Here is a 16,620-nt window from a genome sequence, read left to right on the forward strand (position 1 = left end):
GCGCGGAAGTGTACTTCCCGATGCTCAGCGCCTCGTGCCCGAGAAGGAAGTTATCGGAAGAGATGGGTCGCCGCCGGGATGGCGCAGCCGCGAGATTCCCAGCTTGGTCACGAGGATCAGCGCCTCCAACGCGATCGACGTGGACATCTTCGACTCGCCCTCTGTGCGGTCGGTGAAACAGATCGGCGTCTCGGCGATCTTCCCGCCGCCGCTGCTCACGAGGTAGGCCATCTCGATCTGGAAGCCGTACCCGTCGGCACGGACCGAATCGAGATCGATCCGCTGCAAGGCCTCCGCCCGGAATGCGCGAAAGCCGGAGGTCAGGTCGTGCACGTGCACCCCGAGCGTGAACGAGGAGTACCGGTTTCCAGCCCAGGAGATGAGGCGTCTGTGTGCGCCCCACTTCGGAACGGTTCCCCCCGGCACGTAGCGCGACCCGATGGCGAGGTCATGGTCGGCGAGAAGACCGACCAGGTCCGGTATGACCGCCGGGTCGTGGGAAAGGTCGGCGTCCATCTCGACGAGGGCCTCGTAGCCGCGATCGAGACCCCACCGGAAGCCGGCGCGGTAGGCATCGCCGAGGCCGGCCTTGCGGTTGCGCCGCATCACGGTGACTCCTCCTAGGGATTCGGCTGCCTTCTCCGCCACGCCTGCGGTAGCGTCCGGGCTTCCGTCGTCCACCACGAGGACGTCCGGTGATCCGCCGGCTTCGCGCGTGCGCCGCAGCACCTCCTCGATGGTGGCGCGCTCGTTGAAAGTCGGGATGACCACCAGGGTCTTCATCGAGACGAGCCTACCGGGGGGCCCCCGGACCGCCCTCGAGCCGGGAGGTCACCGTCCGGAGAAAGACCTCCCCGGTGGCGGCGACCGACAATTCCGCGGCTCGGGCGGCGCCCTGGCTCACCAGGTCGGCCCGGCGACGCGAATCGCCCAGCAGATCCGCTACGGCCGTGGCGACTGCAAGAGGGTCCTTGTCGTCGAGGAGCACTCCAGCGTCGGAAACAGTCTCGGGCACGGCCGCCGCCCGGTACGCGACGACCGGTAGCGACATCTCCATGGCCTCGATGAGCGGGGCGCAGAACCCCTCGTGCTCCGACAGACAGACGAGGACGTCGGACTGCTGGTAGCAATCGACGAGGTCGGGAAATTTGATGTTCTCCAGATGCTCGAAGCTGGATCCGAGATCGAGCTCCGACGCGAGCCGGCGGACCGCGCGCAGGTACCTGTAAGAGGACGGACTGCCGACCAGGGTCAACCTGGCTCCCGGGTCGAAGACCCGCCGGTACACAGCGAACGCCGCGACCACGTCGTGCTGGCACTTGTTTGGTGCGATGCGCCCGACGAAGAGCCATCGTGTCCCCCGGGACCTGTGGCGATCTGGCGATATCTTCCGGACCTTCGCGGCCCGGATGGCCGCAAGATCTACCAGCAGCGGTGCCACCGCCGTGTGCTCGTAACCGGCCTGGTTCAGCTCAGCCCGGTTGAACTCGCTGACTGCAATGGCGAATTCGGTGGCGGAAGCGAGCTCGGCCATCTGACGGCGTGCCACTTCGAGCTTCCGAGCGATCTCCGGCTCCCAGCGTCGGAAGAAGGGCGAGGGCGTGATGTTGTGATAGTTGGAGAACAGTCTCGTCCCCGACCCGGCCACATCGGCCAGCCACGGGACCATGTCCGAATCGGTCGAGAGCTGGTAGATCAGGATTCCCTGGCGCCGGGGTTGGTATTCGCGATAATGCCGAGCCTCCCCCGCGAGGCGATCGTCGATCCGGTCTGCCCAGATGTCAGATTGAAAGCCGGCTTCCCTAAGGATCCGCCGGGCTTGCAGGACGTGATTGCCGATCGCGTCGTGCATGGCGAAGTCCGGCAGGCACTGGTCGATCCTCACGGGCGGTCGCTGGCCCGCGACTCCAACTCCTGCACCCTGTGCTCGAGTTCTTCGATCCTCGCCGTCTGGGTCTTGATGGCGCCGTCGAGCTCGTCGACCCGGTCGGACAGGTGGGAACCAAAGCGCAGTACTGCCTCTCCGATGGCCGTGACCTGACCGGCCAAGTAGGCGAGGTACCACCGGACGAACCGCTTCACGGCGGATTTCACGAGCCTTCCCGCAGGGTTAGCCGAGGCGGCCGGCGGGTCGGCGTCCACCGGTAGGAGCTCCTCGAGATCCGAGAGAGCGTCCCTCGAAGCGTCTGGCCCCTCGCCGCGAATCGCGAGCCGCCCGGCAGAAGCCCGGGCCTTTTCGATGTAGGCGCGGTCCGCTTCGTCGAGCTCGCCCGACTGGTCAGGCACGGTCAGTCGGTCACCGGGTCGTCGATGCGCCACTTGGGTGCGAGGGACACGACGCCGACGTTCTCCCCGATCGGTCCGCGGTCCACGTCGAAGCGCAGGACGTTCTGCCGGAAGTCGTAGGGGTGGAGGCACGTGTAGTCGTGCAGAGAGACCGTCAGGTCGTAGGAGCCGGGAAGCAGCAGGACCGGGTCGAACGTGATATCGACATGACCAGTACCGTCGAGCGCCTGCGGAACGCATCCAGCGTCGCGGCTGTTGGGACCCGTGACGTTGAATCCTTCCAATGTCGAAATTGCAATCCCGAACACCGGTCGTTCGATCGGAGCGGACATCTCATAATCCAGGCGCAGAGTCGCTGATTCGCCGGAGCGAACCCTGGTTGTCCGGTCGCCGGCCTCATCGACGAACCTGACATCCGTGATGCGGCCCTCCCCGGATCCCCACCGGTTGTGACCTTGTTGGTCGACCTGCCGGTCTGACTGAACTGTCCCGGTGTAAGCCTCAATGACTTCGCGCGGGTTCCCAAGCTGTATGAGCTGCCCGTGGGAGAACCAAGCGACCCGGTCGCAGAGGTTCTGCACGCCCGCCATACCGTGGCTGACCAGCACGATCGTCTTGCCCGCCCGTCGAAGTTCAGCGAACTTCTCGTTGCACTTGCGCTGGAACGCTTCATCGCCGACCGCGAGGACTTCGTCCACGAAGAGGACATCCGGGTCGACGTTGATCGCCACCGAGAATCCGAGACGGACGTACATACCCGACGAGTAGTTTTTGACCGGCTCGTCGATGAACTGGCCTATGCCGGCGAAGTCGACGATCTCGTCGAAGCGGCTCCGCAACTCCTTCTGAGACAGTCCGAGAATGGCGCCATTCAAGAAGACGTTCTCCCGCCCGGAAAGCTCGGGGTGGAACCCCGCTCCGAGCTCGAGGAGCGCGGATACCTTGCCCTCGACGCTTACGCTGCCTTGGGTGGGTCGCAGGATGCGGGTCAGGCACTTGAGCATGGTGCTCTTGCCAGATCCGTTCTCGCCGATGAGCCCGAACGTCTCGCCCCGATGCACCTGGAAGGACACGTCGCGCAGCGCCCAGAAGTCCTCCGAGATCGTCCTGCGGCCTCGCATGATGGCGGCCTTGATTGACTGGTTGCGCTCGTGGATGAGCTTGAACTTCTTCGAGACCTGGTTTGCCTCGACAGCTACATCGCGATCGACGGTCACAGTTCTTCAGCCAGGCCGCCCTCGAGGCGGTTGAAGATGGCCCGGCCCACGAAGAAGCTGCCGATCGCGAACGCGGCGAAGTAGCCGAACTCTAACCAGCCGGGCAAGGTTCCGTTGTAGAGCGTGTTGCGGAAACACAAGGTCGCGTCCGTCATCGGGTTGACCTTCAGGAGGTCCACCACCCACGGTTTGGCTGCGGAGCCGAGCGTATCGAACGAATAGACGATCGGGGTCATGAAGAACCAGACGAGGAAGAGGATCCCCACGAAGTGCTCTATGTCGCGGAAGTAGACATTGAGCGCGCTGAGCGCGAGGCCGAGACCCAGGGCGAACACGGCTAGCAGAAGCATGAAGACCAGGGTGAGCGGGAGGTACACCAGCGCGCGCCAGTCCCCGAACGCGAGCAGAGCTACGAGGAGCAAGCTCATCTCGATGGCGTGCGAGACCAGGTTGGCGATCACTGTCGAAGCCGGCAGCAGCTCCCGCGGGAAGTAGGTCTTCTTGATCAGGTTGCTGTTGCTCGTCAGGCTCGTCAGGCTTCCCAGGACGCTGTTCTGGAAGTAGCTGAACGGCAGCATGGCACAGAGTAGGAACAGCGCGTAGACGTTGAGGCCGCTCGGCGGTGGGACCTTCGGTTCGATCTTCACGTGCATGAAGTACTTGAACACGACCGTGTAGACGACCATGTACACGACCGGATTGATCGTCGACCACGCCCAACCCAGCACGGATCGCTTGTACTTCGATCGCAGCTCGCGGAGCGTGAGGTTGGACAGCAGCTCCCGGTGCGACCGGTACTCGGCGATAGTAGCGGTCACGGTTTTCGGTGCTCACGCCCACCGGCGCGCGCATACCCGGTACGCCCGGCAGAGCCCTTCAGCATGGGGCGGATATTACCCCACCCGCCATATTCGCCCGGGGTCGCCGGCCCTTTCAGCCTACGTTCCGCTATACCTTCTCGCCGGTCATGCTTATCGGCTCGGTCACATCGGCCGCCCTCTCGATGACCTGGTCGATGAAGCCGTAGTCCTTGGCCTCTTGCGCCGTGAACCAGCGATCTCTGTCGGAATCGGCTTCGATGCGTTCGATCGTCTGCCCGGTGTGGAACGAGATGCGCTCGGCCATCATGCGCTTGAGGTAGATGATCTGCTCTGCCTGGATCTTTATGTCGGCAGCCTGCCCCCGGGCCTGACCGGAGGGTTGGTGCATCAGGATCCTGGAATGCGGCAACGAGAAGCGCTTACCCTTGGCGCCGGAGCAGAGCAGGAACTGGCCCATGGAGGCAGCCAAGCCGAGGCAAACGGTGGACACGTCGCAGGGTACGAACTGCATGGTGTCGTAGATGGCAAGGCCGGCGGTGACCGATCCTCCAGGCGAGTTGATGTAGAGGCTGATGTCGCGCCCGGGGTCCTCGGCCGCGAGCAGGAGCAGCTGGGCGCAGATCAGGTTGGCATTGCTGTCGTCGACCTCGGTTCCGAGGAAGACGATGCGCTCCTTGAGCAGTCGCTGGTAGATATCGCTGGTGCGGTCGGCGCCACCGACCTGCGAAGTCGGCGCCGGGAGAATGGGGACGGACATGGCACGAAGGCTACCCGGTCCTCCCGGGTTGGCCTTGCGCCCCAAACGACCGCTCTGGCCCGTGCGCAAGGCCAGCTGACTGGCCCCGCGCCGGGCGCACTACAGTTCGTGCGCCGCGGGCGTGGCGAAACTGGCAGACGCGCCAGGTTTAGGTCCTGGTCCCGAGAGGGGTGGAGGTTCGAGTCCTCTCGCCCGCACGAAACTGATCAGGCAGGGCAGGTCAGATCGGCCATCTGGCGCTCCACCGCCGGGGAGTCAGGCGCCTGCCGAGCCCGACGTGCTCCAGAAGTGCCTGAAGCCGCCGCGACATCGCATCGGAGGACCACTCGGCATTGACCTTCGCGAGGGCCTTCTCCGCAAGCCGCTCCCACAGGACCCTGTCCGTGTAGAGCCGCACGATGGCGTCGGCAAACGACTCCGCTGTGTCCGCTATGAGCGCGTGCTCACCGTCGAGGAGTCCCATGCCCTCGGCGCCCACCGACGTGGTCACCACGGGAACGCCGAGGCTCATGGCATGACCGATCTTGCCCTTCATGCCGGCGCCGTACCGAAGCGGCGCCACGAAGACCCTCGCCCCGTGGAAGTAGCCGGAGACATCGGCGACGAAGCCCGGGATCAGGACATCGTGTGATGCGCGCGCCAGCAGGTCAGGTGGGGGGTCGGAGCCAAGGGCGGTCAGGTGGAGTTCTTCATGGCGTCGCAGATGCGGTTGGATCTCGTCGACGTACCAGTTGACGGCGTCCACATTCGGTGGGTGGCCGTAGCCCCCGATGAAGAGGAGACCGTCTCGCTCCTCGAAACCTGGCACAGGCCCCCCGGCGGGCTCGTGCACCGTCGGAAGAACCACGGTGTCTGCCGTGGGAACAAACGACCGTATGACGTGCGCCTCGACGTCGGTGACCACCGACACGAGATCCGCGCTCTTCACGTAGTCGAGTTCGCGCCGTCGGAGCCTCAGCTGCTCATGAAGGAGCCTGTCCTTGTCTGCGCTTGCCTCGAGCGTGGCGATCCGCCGCTCTTCCCTCACGAACTGAAGGTCGACCGTGTCGTAGACGAGAGGTGCGGTCGGGAAATACCTGCGGCACAGCCCGTGCAGCTGCATCCACGGGTCGGGTTTGCTGAGGATGGCCAGGTCATAGAGTCCGGCCCTTTCGCGGCCGAAGTCATCCAGTGCCACCTGATCGGTGTGCACCTCGATCCCGGCGCGCCGCAGCTGATCGGAGTACGGCTTCCTGTCGTTGCGGTCGGCCGGCAGGAAGGTGACCTCGCATCCGAGATTGTGCAGGATTCGCATGATCCACCCGAGACGCAGACCACCCGCATCGCGGTCCGCGGCGGGCACCTGGGTCTCGGCGACGAGAACGCGCGGTCGTCGATCGACCCGTCCACCCAGCCATCCGCCCGCCGTGCCCGGCGGGTAATGCCTCAGGAGCTCATCCGACCACTTGGCCCAGAATCGGTAGCGGTTGACTTCCTGGGCCGACTTCGTGAACTCCGCGGAGCTGCCGGCTCGGGTCTCGGTTCCGAAGGTGGCCCCTTCGAGATGCACCACCCACGAGCTGGGCTCGTAGAGGACGGTGCGTCCCGCTGCTCGAGCCGCGAAGCACAGGTCGGTATCTTCGTAGTAGCCCGGAGAGAATCGCTCGTCGAAGCCGCCCACCGATTCGAAGAACTCCCGCTCGACAAGAAGTGCGGCTCCCGAGCAGTAGTCCACTTCCCGCCGGTAGCTGAACTTCGAGAGGTTCGGGTCCTCCCACTTCCCGTAGTTGACGCCCGTAGCGTCCTCCCAAATGCAGCCTCCGGCTTCCTGCAGCCGGCCGTCCGGGTACACGAGGCGCGCGCCGACTACGGCGACGCCCTCGCCGCTGGCCGCGGCGTCCAGAAGGGCGCCCAGCCAGCCAGGCGTCACTTCCGTGTCGTTGTTCAGGAAGAGGATGTACTCGCCCTGCGCCTTACCGGCACCAAGGTTCGCCGCCTTGGTGAAACCCACGTTCTCGGCCGACTGGACCATTTCGGTCCGTGGGTGGCGGGAGGCCAGAGCCTCCACGCCAGGCTCGGTTGATGCATCGTCCACGAGGATCACCTCGTAGTCGTGCCTGGCAGTGTGAGCCTGGATGCTGTCGAGGCAGCGCGCCGTGTCTGTCACCCGGTTGTGGAAGCAGATGACGATGGACACAGTCGGGGCCTTGGCGACCTGATCGGGACGCTCGGTGGAGGCTTCGGCGCTCATGGCGTCAATGTTTCGAGATCGCCCGGCCCATCCGTCCCGGCAGCTGCCGAATCCTGCTCAGGTTGGAGGCGAGCTTCCAGGTGCGCGACGAGTCCACCTCGGCCTTCCAGCGTCTGAGGGCTTCGAGCTCGCTTCGCCACTGAGCCATGCGGGCGAGTTCGCTCTCCAGGATGGCCACGTGGCGCCGCAGTTGCTCGGTGTCCCACAGCTCGTAGAGAGCGGAAGGTAGCTCGGCCGATTCGTCGGCCTCGTGGGTCATCTGATCTCGAGCTTCTCTAGGTGCAGGCGTAGTCCTGATCGTAGGTCGGCCCAGTCGAGTACTGCACGAGTACCGTCCTGCCTTCGGCAAACGGCGAGTACATCCAACCATTCGAGGCGGGCACCGCGTTGTTGCAGATGTTCTGTGCGCTGTAGGTACCGCCCGAGATGCCTTCTCCTCCTGCCATCCAAAGTGAGATCCCAGGGGCGTTCACGTAGCCACCACCCGTAATGATCGACCATTGGTAGTTGGTGGAGTAGATGCCTGGGATGACGCCGCTTGAGCGCAGCCCTGCTATGGCACCGGCGATCTCGTACGTATTCTCCGTCTGCCCCTGGGTGCCGCCCGGCCACGGAACGCCGGCGTCGGCGGAGCATGGATTCGTCGTCTTACATTCGACATCAAGCCACCAGAGGTTCGGGTACACGCCGAGGGAATGCGCTGTTGAGACCCAGTACTGCGCCCAGTAGTTGCCGAAGTGGTAAGCCTCGCAATTGATGTCGCCCTTGCATGCAGTCGGCTGAGATTCCGTTGGGGTGCCCTGCATAGGATCCATATAGATGTAAGTGGAGATGTTCTGGCCTGCCCAAGCGGCTTCTTGGGCATAGCACGGGTTCTGGTAACCGTTGACCGCGCCCGAGATCTCCACAATCGAAATCGGCGCCGTGGGCGGCAAGTTGTTGCACTGCCACTTGGAGATGTCGTAGCCCGTCGATCCTGGCGGGAAGGGGTACCCGTTGTCCGTCGATGCGATCCCCACGACGGGCGCCGGACCGGGATGGGACCCAGTCGATCCGAGATAGGGCGCGTTGCCGAAGGTGAAGATGCCGCCGTCGGTCGCCACCAGCCAATAGCCGCCCCCGTTGGCAGTAGCCGCCATCCCGGTCACGGGCTTGTTGAGCTTGATCGCGCCCGTCGAGCCGTCATAGTGGGCGTCGCCGAAGTTGAATATCCCGCCGTCGGCAGCCACCAACCAGTAACCGCCGCCGGATCCGCCACCGGCGGGGTCGGCGGCCATGCCCACAACGGCCTGGTTGAGGCGGATGTTGCCGGTCGATCCGTAGAACTGAGCGTCGCCGAAGTTGAACACTCCGCCATCGGCAGCCACCAACCAGTAGCCCAGTCCGTCAGGGGTCGCCGCCATGCCGACGATCGGCTGGTTGAGGCGGATGTTGCCGGTGGACCCGAAGAAGGGTGCGCCGAAGTTGAAGACACCACCATCGGCGGCGACCAACCAGTAGCCCCCGGTGGCAGGATCGGCCGCCATGCCGACGATCGGCTGGTTGAGGCGGACGTTGCCGGTGGACCCGTAGAAGCCGGCATCCCCGTAGGTGAATACCCCGCCATCCGATGCGACCAACCAGTAGCCCAGCCCGCTGTTGGTGCCTGCCATGCCGACAACGGGCTTGTTGAGGTACTGGCCCCGCATGGATCCATAAAGGGGCGCGTCGAAGCCGTATACGCCGCCGTCGGAGGCGACCAGCCAGTACCCGGGGGATCCGGACGTTGTGGTTGCCGCCGCCGACTTGGCGGTCCCTGGAGTTCCGATCGCGACCAGAGTCCCGAGGCCAAGAGTCGCCACCGCCACTACGGCCGCACGGATGAGAGAGTGACGCGCGAGTTTCATACCATCTTCCTCGTGTGGGCCCGCCGCCGAGCCCCGGCACTGCGAAGAGGTTAAACCATGCCGGGCCTGCCGGTCAGTCGGCCTCAGTCCCCTCTCCGTGCGCCCGGTCACCACACTGGACGCTGTCATGCCGGCCCCGCTCCCTGGGCGAGGTGAGGACACCCTTGAGCCGAGCCCAGCGCGACCCGCGAGCTCCCGCCTTGTCGACCTGGAGGGACAGGTAGGCCACCCCGCCGACGGGAATCGGGATCCAGAAATTCACCAGCCGGTATGCGACCACACCCAGCGTTGCCACGCCTCTTGCGGTTCCGAATCCGACGAGCAGTGAGGTGAGGGTGGCCTCGACGACCCCAAGACCGCCTGGCGTGATGGGAATCACTGCCAGCACGTAGGCGAGGCCGTACGCGACGAGCAGCCCATCGGGGTTCACCCAATGACCGAATGCTCCGACGAATACGGCGAGAGAAGCGGCGTCCAGTAGCCAGTTCGCGGCCGCCCAGGAGACACCCTCCACCAGGAGCCGGCGCTGGCCGGCCAGGTCCTGGAGCCGGCCGGCAATGCGCTCGAAGGTGTGCCGCAGAGCGCGGCCGTCGACGAAGGGAAGGCGCCCACCTGCGCGCTCGAGCGCCGCCCCAGCGCGGTCGCCGCCCTTCGTGAACATCAGAAGCAGTGTGGTGGAGGCCCCGAGGAGGAGGATCCCGACGATCGCCGCGATCAGATACACAGCTGAGAATCCCCATACGGGAATAGATACGATGAGGGCGAGCCAGAGGATCACGTTGAGTACCACGGCAGAGCCGATGCCTTGGGTTGCGATCGCGAAACCGACGTCGCTCCCGGGAAGGCCGGCGTTCGTCATTAGGCGGTATGCCAGGGCGGTCCCCGTAGCGGTGCCACCAGGAGTGCAGTGCGAGACGGACAGAGTCGTCAGCTGTATCCGCAGCAGATGGAAGAGGGAGATACGGTCCCGGGCCGGCAGGAGGGTTCGGGTCAGCTGGGCATAGCTGAGCAGGGCTCCCGCCTCGAGAGCGAGCCCGGCAAGCAACAGGAGCGGGTTCACGTCGGCGAGCAGGTGTACGACCTTGCGCGGACCCGCCAGCTGTGGGACCACGAGGTATTCGAGTATCAGCGCGAGCAGGAGCAGGCGGCCCACTTGCCAAACGGGAGCAGGAAACACCTGGCGAAAACGGCTGCGCTTCTTGGGCGGAGCACCCGTCTCCGCCCCCGGCTCTACTCCCGCCATAACGGCTTCGTGACTGTGCTTCGCCGCGTCCGGTGCCTCGTCACCGCTCGCACCCGATGCCGATGTCAACGACGTATTTCGCCGCGGCCTATGGACGCGTCCTCGCCGGCAAGCGAGCGACCGGCGTCCCAGCAGCGAGATCTGGCCTCAAACACTCCCCGGTCATCCTGTCACAGGGTGATCCCAGCTGCCCGGCATACCAGAAAGGATGCAAATCCAATCTATGTCCCGAGCAGCAAGCGAAGGGCGCGAAAAGCCGCCCCGCGGTGCGAGAATTCGTTCTTCTCGCCGGGGGACATCTGCGCATAGGTCCGCCCGCACCCTCCGTCTGGAATGAACACCGGGTCGTATCCGAAACCCGCGTTACCGGCCGGGGCAGTGGCTATGCAGCCATCCACGCAACCCTCGGATACTTGCTCCCGTCCATCAGGCCATAGCGCAACCGCTACGGTCCGGAACCTGGCTCGCCGCGGTTCAGGCACGTGGGTGAGGTCCTCCAGGAGCTTGCGCACGTTGTCGGCATAAGTCGCGTGGGGTCCCGCGAATCTCGATGAGTTCACACCCGGCGAGCCTGCGAGCGCCTCGACCTCCAGACCAGTGTCGTCGGCGATCGCCGGCACGCCGGTCGCTTCGACGAGGGCTCGCGCCTTCAGCCTGGCGTTGTCGAGCAAGGTGTCACCGGTCTCTTCCACCTCGCTGACGTCAGCGGGGCGCGGGAGGATCGCTATCGAGTCGCCCAAGATGGCGACTATTTCACGAGCCTTGTCCGTGTTGGCCGTGGCCAGGACGAATTCGGTCACTGCGATCGTGGCGGGGGCGGCGTCGACAGGATCTGCTGCTGGTACTCGAGCAGCCAGGCAATGCCGTGTTCGCCGAGTGACAGAAGCTCGTCAAGCTCCGACCGGCTGTAAGGCACCCCTTCGGCGGTCCCTTGCACCTCGACGAATCTCCCGGACGATGTCATGACGAGGTTCATGTCCACCTCTGCCCGGCTGTCCTCGGTGTATGCAAGGTCGAGCATCGGCAGAGAGTCGACGATCCCGACCGAAACCGCTGCGCACGCCTCCTCCAGCGGATGGGTCTTCACCCTCCCCTGGGCACTGAGACGGGAGAAGGCATCGTGAAGAGCCACATAGGCCCCACAGATGCTCGCCGTACGGGTGCCTCCGTCTGCCTGCAGGACGTCGCAGTCCACGGTGATCTGGGTCTCGCCCATGGATTCGAGGTCGGTAACAGCCCTCAACGAGCGACCGATCAACCTCTGGATCTCCTGGGTGCGCCCCGACTGCCGTCCGCGTGCCGCCTCACGGTCGATCCGCTCCGGGGACGACCCTGGGAGCATCGAGTACTCAGCCGTTACCCAACCCCGGCCGGTGCCGCGCATCCACCGGGGCACGTCGTCGGCCACCGACGCGGTGCAGAGCACGACCGTGCGGCCCATCCGTATTAACGCGCTGCCTGCAGCGAAGACGGTGTAGTCGCGCAAGATTTCGACCTGCCGTAATTCGTCGGGCTCCCGCCCGTCAGTCCGAACGCTCATGCCTCGTACCTCTCGCGATGGTTGCTAGCTCTACATCGAAACCGTAGGCAACGGACGCCTCGGCTCTGAAAGACGGTTAGTTCAAGGGTTCGGGATTCCATGGCACCACTCGATCTATCTCGGGACCGAGCAGCCGACGACCGAGGCGCTGGAACGTCTCCACATCGCCCGAAGAGATCCAGGTGTGCGTGCCCGCAGTTCTTCGAGATGTCGCGAGCCCGTTGACCGACAGAAGGGACCGCAGCTCGAATGCGGTCTCGTCAGCGGAGCTGACCAAGACGGCATCCCTGCCGACGACGTCACTGATCGTTCTTGCCAGGAAGGGATAGTGGGTGCAGCCCAGAAGAAGCGAATCCACTTTGGCGTCCCGGATGGGGGCCAGCAGTCTCTCAGCGAGCACGTAGACCTGGTCGGAATCCAACTCTCCGCGCTCTACGAACTCGACGAATCCGGGGCATGCAGCGCAAGTCAGCTGGACCGTCCCCGTCGGGTCGAGCTGGCCCACCGCTCTTTGGTAGGCACCGGACGAAATGGTTCCGACAGTGCCGATGACTCCTACTCGGCCCTTGCGCGTAGCGCGAAGAACCGCCCGCACGCCCGGCTCGACGACACTCACAACCGGAACGTCGGCTGAACCAGTCAAGCCCTCGAGTCCCGCAGCAGCGGCCGTATTGCAGGCGACTACGACCATCTTGACTGCGTGGTCACTGATCAATTTGGCGGTGATCTGGCGAGAGAACCGGCGCACCTGGTCCAAGGGCCGGGGACCGTATGGGTATCGGCCCGTGTCTCCGACATAGACGATGTCCTCCGAGGGGAGAAGATCGATGACCGCCCGGGCGACTGTCAATCCCCCGAAACCGCTGTCGAAGATCCCGATCGGGGAGTCGTCCATCCCAGAAGAGCCTACTTTCCCCTTGTTCCTTCCCCGATCTCAGCGAGAGTGATTGCTATCCGTTCGGAGTTCTCGCTCAGCGTGGACACGAGGTTCTTGAGGTGACCTCGTCTCGCGAGGCTACCGTCTCGGATTCTTTGCAACTGATCCCACACCTGGCTTACCAGAGGAGAGGTGATAGTTCGCTCCCCGTCCGGATTGAGTTCCAGCAGGACCCTCTGGGCCACGGCTGCCGGGAGCAAAGGTGGGTCATCGAGCACCTTGGAACCCTTGGGGGCCGCCATCAGGAGGAACTGATAGGTGAGTGCGTTCGGGTCGTGCTCGAGATCGCCGAACACTCGCGGGTCAACATCGACATCGATTTCGGTCGTGCCCAGCCGGCGCGTAACACGAACGCTCTCCATCGACTCCCAACCCGCTTGTTCGAGCAACTCCATTACGCCATCAGAGTCGAAGAATCGCAGGTGAGTCCGGTCCAGCAAGCCGACGTCGGTATACGTGAACCGCCCGCCGAGCAGGGCCAGGCGGACGGATATGTGCGTCACGTTGGGAAGTGAGATTACGGCCCACCCGGATGGCTTGAGCACAGAAACCGCACCGCGGAGCACACCCACGGGGTCGACCAGGTGCTCGAGTACGTCGAGCATGAGCACGACATCAAATTGCCGTCCCTTGAATGCGTCAGAGAGCTGAAGCGTGTTCAGATCTCCGACGACGACCTCCTCGCAGTGGTGGCGCGCCTGGCGGGCAGACTCATCATCGAGTTCGACCCCCCAGACCTTGCAGCCCATCCGCCGGAGGACAGCAGCCATGGAACCGTCGGCGGCCCCCAGATCGAGCACCTCGCTCCGCGCCGGCACCCGACCGACGGCAAGGACGTGAGGATCGTTGGGATTCGACAGGTCCACATCCGCCGTATACCGGGACTGATATCCGTCGCTCACCTCGGAGGCATCTCCCTGGCCCACCGGTAGGCAGCCCTCGCGGGACGGGTCCAGCGGAAGAGCTTCGTGTTGTGCAGTCGGTCAATCTCTGCCGCGAGCTCCCGGTTCTGCACCTCCAACTCACCATTCCGGACGGTCAGGCTGGATACTTCTGCTATCCCGGTACCACCCCGCTCCAACTGGACAACACGGCGGTTCATTTCTGCGAGGGAACGCTCCCGGACGGCTAGGCGTTGGCGGAGGTCGCGCAGCTCGGTCTCGAGAGCCAGTCGGCCTCCAATTTCCTGATCGATATGCTCTGTCATTGATCGGTCCTTGTCCGCACTCATGATTGGTCCCAGGGGAAGAGCCGGTAGCGCTCCTTGAAGTCGTCGACCAGCCCGGATACGTCGATGTTGACCGTCTGGAGCAGCGACTCGCCGTGCACCCGGTAGGTACCAATGAAATCGTGGAGAAATGCTCCCCGGTATCCATGGTCCGCGACCCGGAGCCAGAGCTCGTAGTCCTCCCAGCCTCTCAGGCTCGCGTCGTAACCTCCGACCTCCTCGCACACCTTCTTGCGCAGCATCGCCATCGCGTCGATGTAGTTGGCACGGGCGAGGCGCTCAACATGCCACGGGAACTGGCTCAGAAGGCCCGGCTGGCCGATTTTGGCGATAATGCCGTAGGCGAACGCCGCGTCAGGTTCCTCGTCGAGCGTGAACGCCAGCTTCCTGAGAGCGGTCGGGAAGATCGCATTGTCGGCGTCGAGCATGAAGACCCTGTCCGACCGGCTGTGCCGTATTCCGAGGTCTCGGGCGGCGCCGAGACCGGCGTTGGCAGCTCGCGCCAGCAGTTTCATCGGGAACCACGGTGCACGCCCCATGCAACTGGTGATCACTTCCACCGAGTCGTCCTGCGAATGATCGTCGACCACGATCAGCTCCACACGCACCCCAGTGCTAGCGAACACCGATTCGATCGCGTCGAGTACGAAGCCCGAGTAGTTGTAGCAAGTGATGATCACGCTCACTTCAGGCACGAAGTCCGACCATGACGGCGTGGTGAACGACTCGACGTGGTTCCGGTCGCTGTAGAGCAACGTCGCCTGAAGGGCTTCGACGCTCTGAACGAGGTCTGTTTCGCTATCCAGCAACTCCTTGATCCGCACCCGGACCCGCCTCTCGACATCAAGGGCGGCCTCGAGCACTGGGTCCGAAGAAGTCGGGACCGTCTTCTGCAGCGTGAGCGGCGCCGCCCGCCGCTGGGTGCCGCTGCGCGTTTTCGTCGTGTCATTGAGCTGATCGCAGATCGGCTCCAGCATCGTCTCCAGAGTCAGGTTTTGACGGACGAAGTCATATGCGGAGCTGGCGATTTCCGCGCGTAGCGGCTCGTCCATGAGGATGCTCGCCGTCTGCGCGGCAATGAAGTCCTTCGACGCGGTGAGGAAGTGCTCGCCCGGAATCAGAGGTCCGTAGTCAGAGGAGAGTTCAGTGACGACAAGGGCTCCGTTGATGACCGCCTCGAGGACCCTGATCCATTCGAAATATCGCACTTCGCTCCGGTGAATATTCAACAGAACACGAGCCGACGAGAGGAGACGCCATTTGTCCTCGCCTGCCACAAAATGGGCCCGCGGCACGTTCATCGGGCGATCGTGTTCGAACAACCGGATGTCACAATCGAACTCCCACACCGCCGTTCCAACGCTCGACAGAATTTCCTCACGGCGCGCGGTCGACGCTCCCAGGAATAGGAGATCGGTCGGGCGGGCTCCTGGGACTCCGTGCCAGCAGTCCCAGCTGCGGTGGTATCCAAACTGAAGGTGGGTCGCGGAGTATCCTCGCCGCTGCAATTCTGCGACGGCATACGGGCTGATGTCGACGATCTGCCGGCTAACGCTGGCGAAGTGGTATCCCAGCTCGAACCAGGATGTCCCGGGCTGCTCGACTCCGAGCACGACGCTAGCCTCGGCAGCCCGCTGAAGTTCGTCCTTCGTATGATTGAGCTGCAAAGGAAAGAACTCATGGGGCGCCACGACCAGGTTGACTCGATTCGGTCCATCTTCCGGGAGCCCGGCGGCAGGGTACACAGTCTCGTACCCGAGGTCGGAGATCGCCGCTGCCACGACTGCTGCTATCTCGGTCATAAACACGTTGCCGAGGGGGCTCACATATATGTGGTATTTAGGAGTCATAGGTGGGCGAAGGTGTGTAGGCACCCGACTCTAACAAGAGGAACATGCGGCCAACGGTCTTGCCCACGTGCACTCACGACGGGGAGCTCGGTGCCACTAGCGTGTTGGTCGTGGTCCGCCGCGGAAATCGCTGGCCCATCGAACACACATGACCAGCCCGACCCACCTGCCCCCCCCGCCGGCGACAACGGATAAGAACGGAGACACAAGACAGGGGCGCGCGGGCGACGAGCCGCGAGCGGATGCCACACGCGGGCGCGTCAAGGCCGCCTTAGCCTTTGCTTTGTCCGCCGGAATAGCCAGCGGTCTCGCCGAATGGGCTTGGAAGGCGGTTCCTCGATCTCTGTCCGTGACGACGAACGTGATCGGATCGACGACGTTCAATGACTTCAACGTCTTTCGTTATCACGATGCCTACTATCTATTGGTCTTCTTTCTACCTGTAGTTATCACCGGTATATACCTAACAGTTACGCGATGGGGACCGCTCTCCTTTACGAGACTGCACCGGTCATCTTGGCCCCCCTCTTTCGATAATGCCCTACTTGAGGAACAAACGAATCCATCGCTGACGTGGGCGGGTGCAGCGCTCAAGGTTGCACTTCCGGCGGCAGTGATTGGCTTC

Annotated in this window: 17 protein-coding genes and 1 tRNA gene; 2 read left to right on the forward strand and 16 right to left on the reverse strand. The window is 64.0% G+C overall.

Annotated features, from left to right (window positions below; all coding sequences use genetic code 11):
- Positions 1–24: 24 nt before the first annotated feature.
- From VNF71_02490 to VNF71_02515, 6 genes are all read right to left on the reverse strand, one after another.
- Positions 25–783 carry a polyprenol monophosphomannose synthase gene (locus VNF71_02490; GenBank protein ID HVA73420.1) on the reverse strand — a complete coding sequence of 253 codons (759 nt, stop codon included), beginning with the start codon at positions 781–783 and terminating at the stop codon, positions 25–27.
- A 10-nt stretch (positions 784–793) separates the two neighbouring features.
- Positions 794–1,885 carry a glycosyltransferase gene (locus VNF71_02495; protein HVA73421.1) on the reverse strand — a complete coding sequence of 364 codons (1,092 nt, stop codon included), beginning with the start codon at positions 1,883–1,885 and terminating at the stop codon, positions 794–796.
- Positions 1,882–2,286 (reverse strand): hypothetical protein, encoded by a 405-nt coding sequence (locus VNF71_02500; protein ID HVA73422.1) that lies wholly within the window; start codon positions 2,284–2,286, stop codon positions 1,882–1,884. Before VNF71_02500 ends, VNF71_02495 begins: the two co-directional genes overlap by 4 nt.
- 2 nt (positions 2,287–2,288) lie before the next feature.
- A complete protein-coding gene (locus VNF71_02505) occupies positions 2,289–3,503 on the reverse strand; it encodes an ABC transporter ATP-binding protein (protein ID HVA73423.1) in 1,215 nt (404 codons plus the stop codon).
- Positions 3,500–4,321, reverse strand: a complete 822-nt coding sequence (locus VNF71_02510) for an ABC transporter permease (protein HVA73424.1) — start codon at positions 4,319–4,321, stop codon at positions 3,500–3,502. The genes VNF71_02505 and VNF71_02510 overlap by 4 nt, the downstream gene beginning before the upstream one ends.
- A gap of 130 nt (positions 4,322–4,451) precedes the next feature.
- Positions 4,452–5,081 (reverse strand): ATP-dependent Clp protease proteolytic subunit, encoded by a 630-nt coding sequence (locus tag VNF71_02515; protein HVA73425.1) that lies wholly within the window; start codon positions 5,079–5,081, stop codon positions 4,452–4,454.
- 115 nt (positions 5,082–5,196) lie between these two features.
- Between VNF71_02515 and VNF71_02520 the strand changes: the two genes are divergently transcribed.
- Positions 5,197–5,278 (forward strand) — tRNA-Leu (locus VNF71_02520).
- 23 nt (positions 5,279–5,301) lie between these two features.
- Here VNF71_02520 and VNF71_02525 read toward each other — a convergent pair.
- The 10 genes from VNF71_02525 to VNF71_02570 form a co-directional block, all read right to left on the reverse strand.
- Positions 5,302–7,311 carry a glycosyltransferase gene (locus VNF71_02525; protein HVA73426.1) on the reverse strand — a complete coding sequence of 670 codons (2,010 nt, stop codon included), beginning with the start codon at positions 7,309–7,311 and terminating at the stop codon, positions 5,302–5,304.
- A 4-nt stretch (positions 7,312–7,315) separates the two neighbouring features.
- On the reverse strand, positions 7,316–7,570 hold the full coding sequence (locus VNF71_02530; GenBank protein ID HVA73427.1) for a hypothetical protein: 255 nt from the start codon (positions 7,568–7,570) through the stop codon (positions 7,316–7,318).
- 16 nt (positions 7,571–7,586) lie between these two features.
- Positions 7,587–9,197 (reverse strand): hypothetical protein, encoded by a 1,611-nt coding sequence (locus tag VNF71_02535; GenBank protein ID HVA73428.1) that lies wholly within the window; start codon positions 9,195–9,197, stop codon positions 7,587–7,589.
- A 73-nt stretch (positions 9,198–9,270) separates the two neighbouring features.
- A complete protein-coding gene (locus tag VNF71_02540) occupies positions 9,271–10,350 on the reverse strand; it encodes a YbhN family protein (GenBank protein ID HVA73429.1) in 1,080 nt (359 codons plus the stop codon).
- Between the two features lie 311 nt (positions 10,351–10,661).
- Positions 10,662–11,240 (reverse strand): RdgB/HAM1 family non-canonical purine NTP pyrophosphatase, encoded by a 579-nt coding sequence (gene rdgB, locus VNF71_02545; protein ID HVA73430.1) that lies wholly within the window; start codon positions 11,238–11,240, stop codon positions 10,662–10,664.
- Positions 11,237–11,980, reverse strand: coding sequence for a ribonuclease PH (gene rph / locus VNF71_02550; protein HVA73431.1), 744 nt, complete (start codon positions 11,978–11,980; stop codon positions 11,237–11,239). Before rph ends, rdgB begins: the two co-directional genes overlap by 4 nt.
- A gap of 76 nt (positions 11,981–12,056) precedes the next feature.
- Positions 12,057–12,875: a glutamate racemase gene (gene murI / locus VNF71_02555; protein ID HVA73432.1), complete on the reverse strand. Its 819-nt coding sequence runs from the start codon at positions 12,873–12,875 to the stop codon at positions 12,057–12,059.
- Positions 12,876–12,886: 11 nt separating this feature from the next.
- The gene (locus VNF71_02560) at positions 12,887–13,819 is read right to left on the reverse strand and encodes a class I SAM-dependent methyltransferase (GenBank protein HVA73433.1); all 933 of its coding nucleotides are present in this window, start codon (positions 13,817–13,819) and stop codon (positions 12,887–12,889) included.
- Entirely contained in the window at positions 13,816–14,124 is a 309-nt protein-coding gene (locus tag VNF71_02565) for a hypothetical protein (GenBank protein HVA73434.1), read from the reverse strand. Before VNF71_02565 ends, VNF71_02560 begins: the two co-directional genes overlap by 4 nt.
- 20 nt (positions 14,125–14,144) lie before the next feature.
- Complete coding sequence (locus tag VNF71_02570) at positions 14,145–15,947, reverse strand: glycosyltransferase (protein HVA73435.1); 1,803 nt, start codon at positions 15,945–15,947, stop codon at positions 14,145–14,147.
- 397 nt (positions 15,948–16,344) lie between these two features.
- Here VNF71_02570 and VNF71_02575 point away from each other — a divergent pair.
- A partial coding sequence (locus tag VNF71_02575; protein HVA73436.1) for a hypothetical protein occupies positions 16,345–16,620 on the forward strand: 276 nt, incomplete at its 3' end.

It is taken from the genome of Acidimicrobiales bacterium, assembly GCA_035533095.1.
In the GTDB taxonomy this organism is placed as follows: Bacteria; Actinomycetota; Acidimicrobiia; order Acidimicrobiales; family Palsa-688; genus DATLUM01.

Excerpts from the sequence above, each read along its gene's own strand:
- murI (HVA73432.1), bottom strand. The coding sequence starts at position 12,875 with ATGGACGACTCCCCGATCGGGATCTTCGACAGCGGTTTCGGGGGATTG.
- VNF71_02530 (HVA73427.1), bottom strand. The coding sequence starts at position 7,570 with ATGACCCACGAGGCCGACGAATCGGCCGAGCTACCTTCCGCTCTCTAC.
- VNF71_02570 (HVA73435.1), bottom strand. The coding sequence starts at position 15,947 with ATGACCGAGATAGCAGCAGTCGTGGCAGCGGCGATCTCCGACCTCGGG.
- VNF71_02525 (HVA73426.1), bottom strand. The coding sequence starts at position 7,311 with ATGAGCGCCGAAGCCTCCACCGAGCGTCCCGATCAGGTCGCCAAGGCC.
- VNF71_02535 (HVA73428.1), bottom strand. The coding sequence starts at position 9,197 with ATGAAACTCGCGCGTCACTCTCTCATCCGTGCGGCCGTAGTGGCGGTG.
- rph (HVA73431.1), bottom strand. The coding sequence starts at position 11,980 with ATGAGCGTTCGGACTGACGGGCGGGAGCCCGACGAATTACGGCAGGTC.
- VNF71_02490 (HVA73420.1), bottom strand. The coding sequence starts at position 783 with ATGAAGACCCTGGTGGTCATCCCGACTTTCAACGAGCGCGCCACCATC.
- VNF71_02515 (HVA73425.1), bottom strand. The coding sequence starts at position 5,081 with ATGTCCGTCCCCATTCTCCCGGCGCCGACTTCGCAGGTCGGTGGCGCC.
- VNF71_02565 (HVA73434.1), bottom strand. The coding sequence starts at position 14,124 with ATGACAGAGCATATCGATCAGGAAATTGGAGGCCGACTGGCTCTCGAG.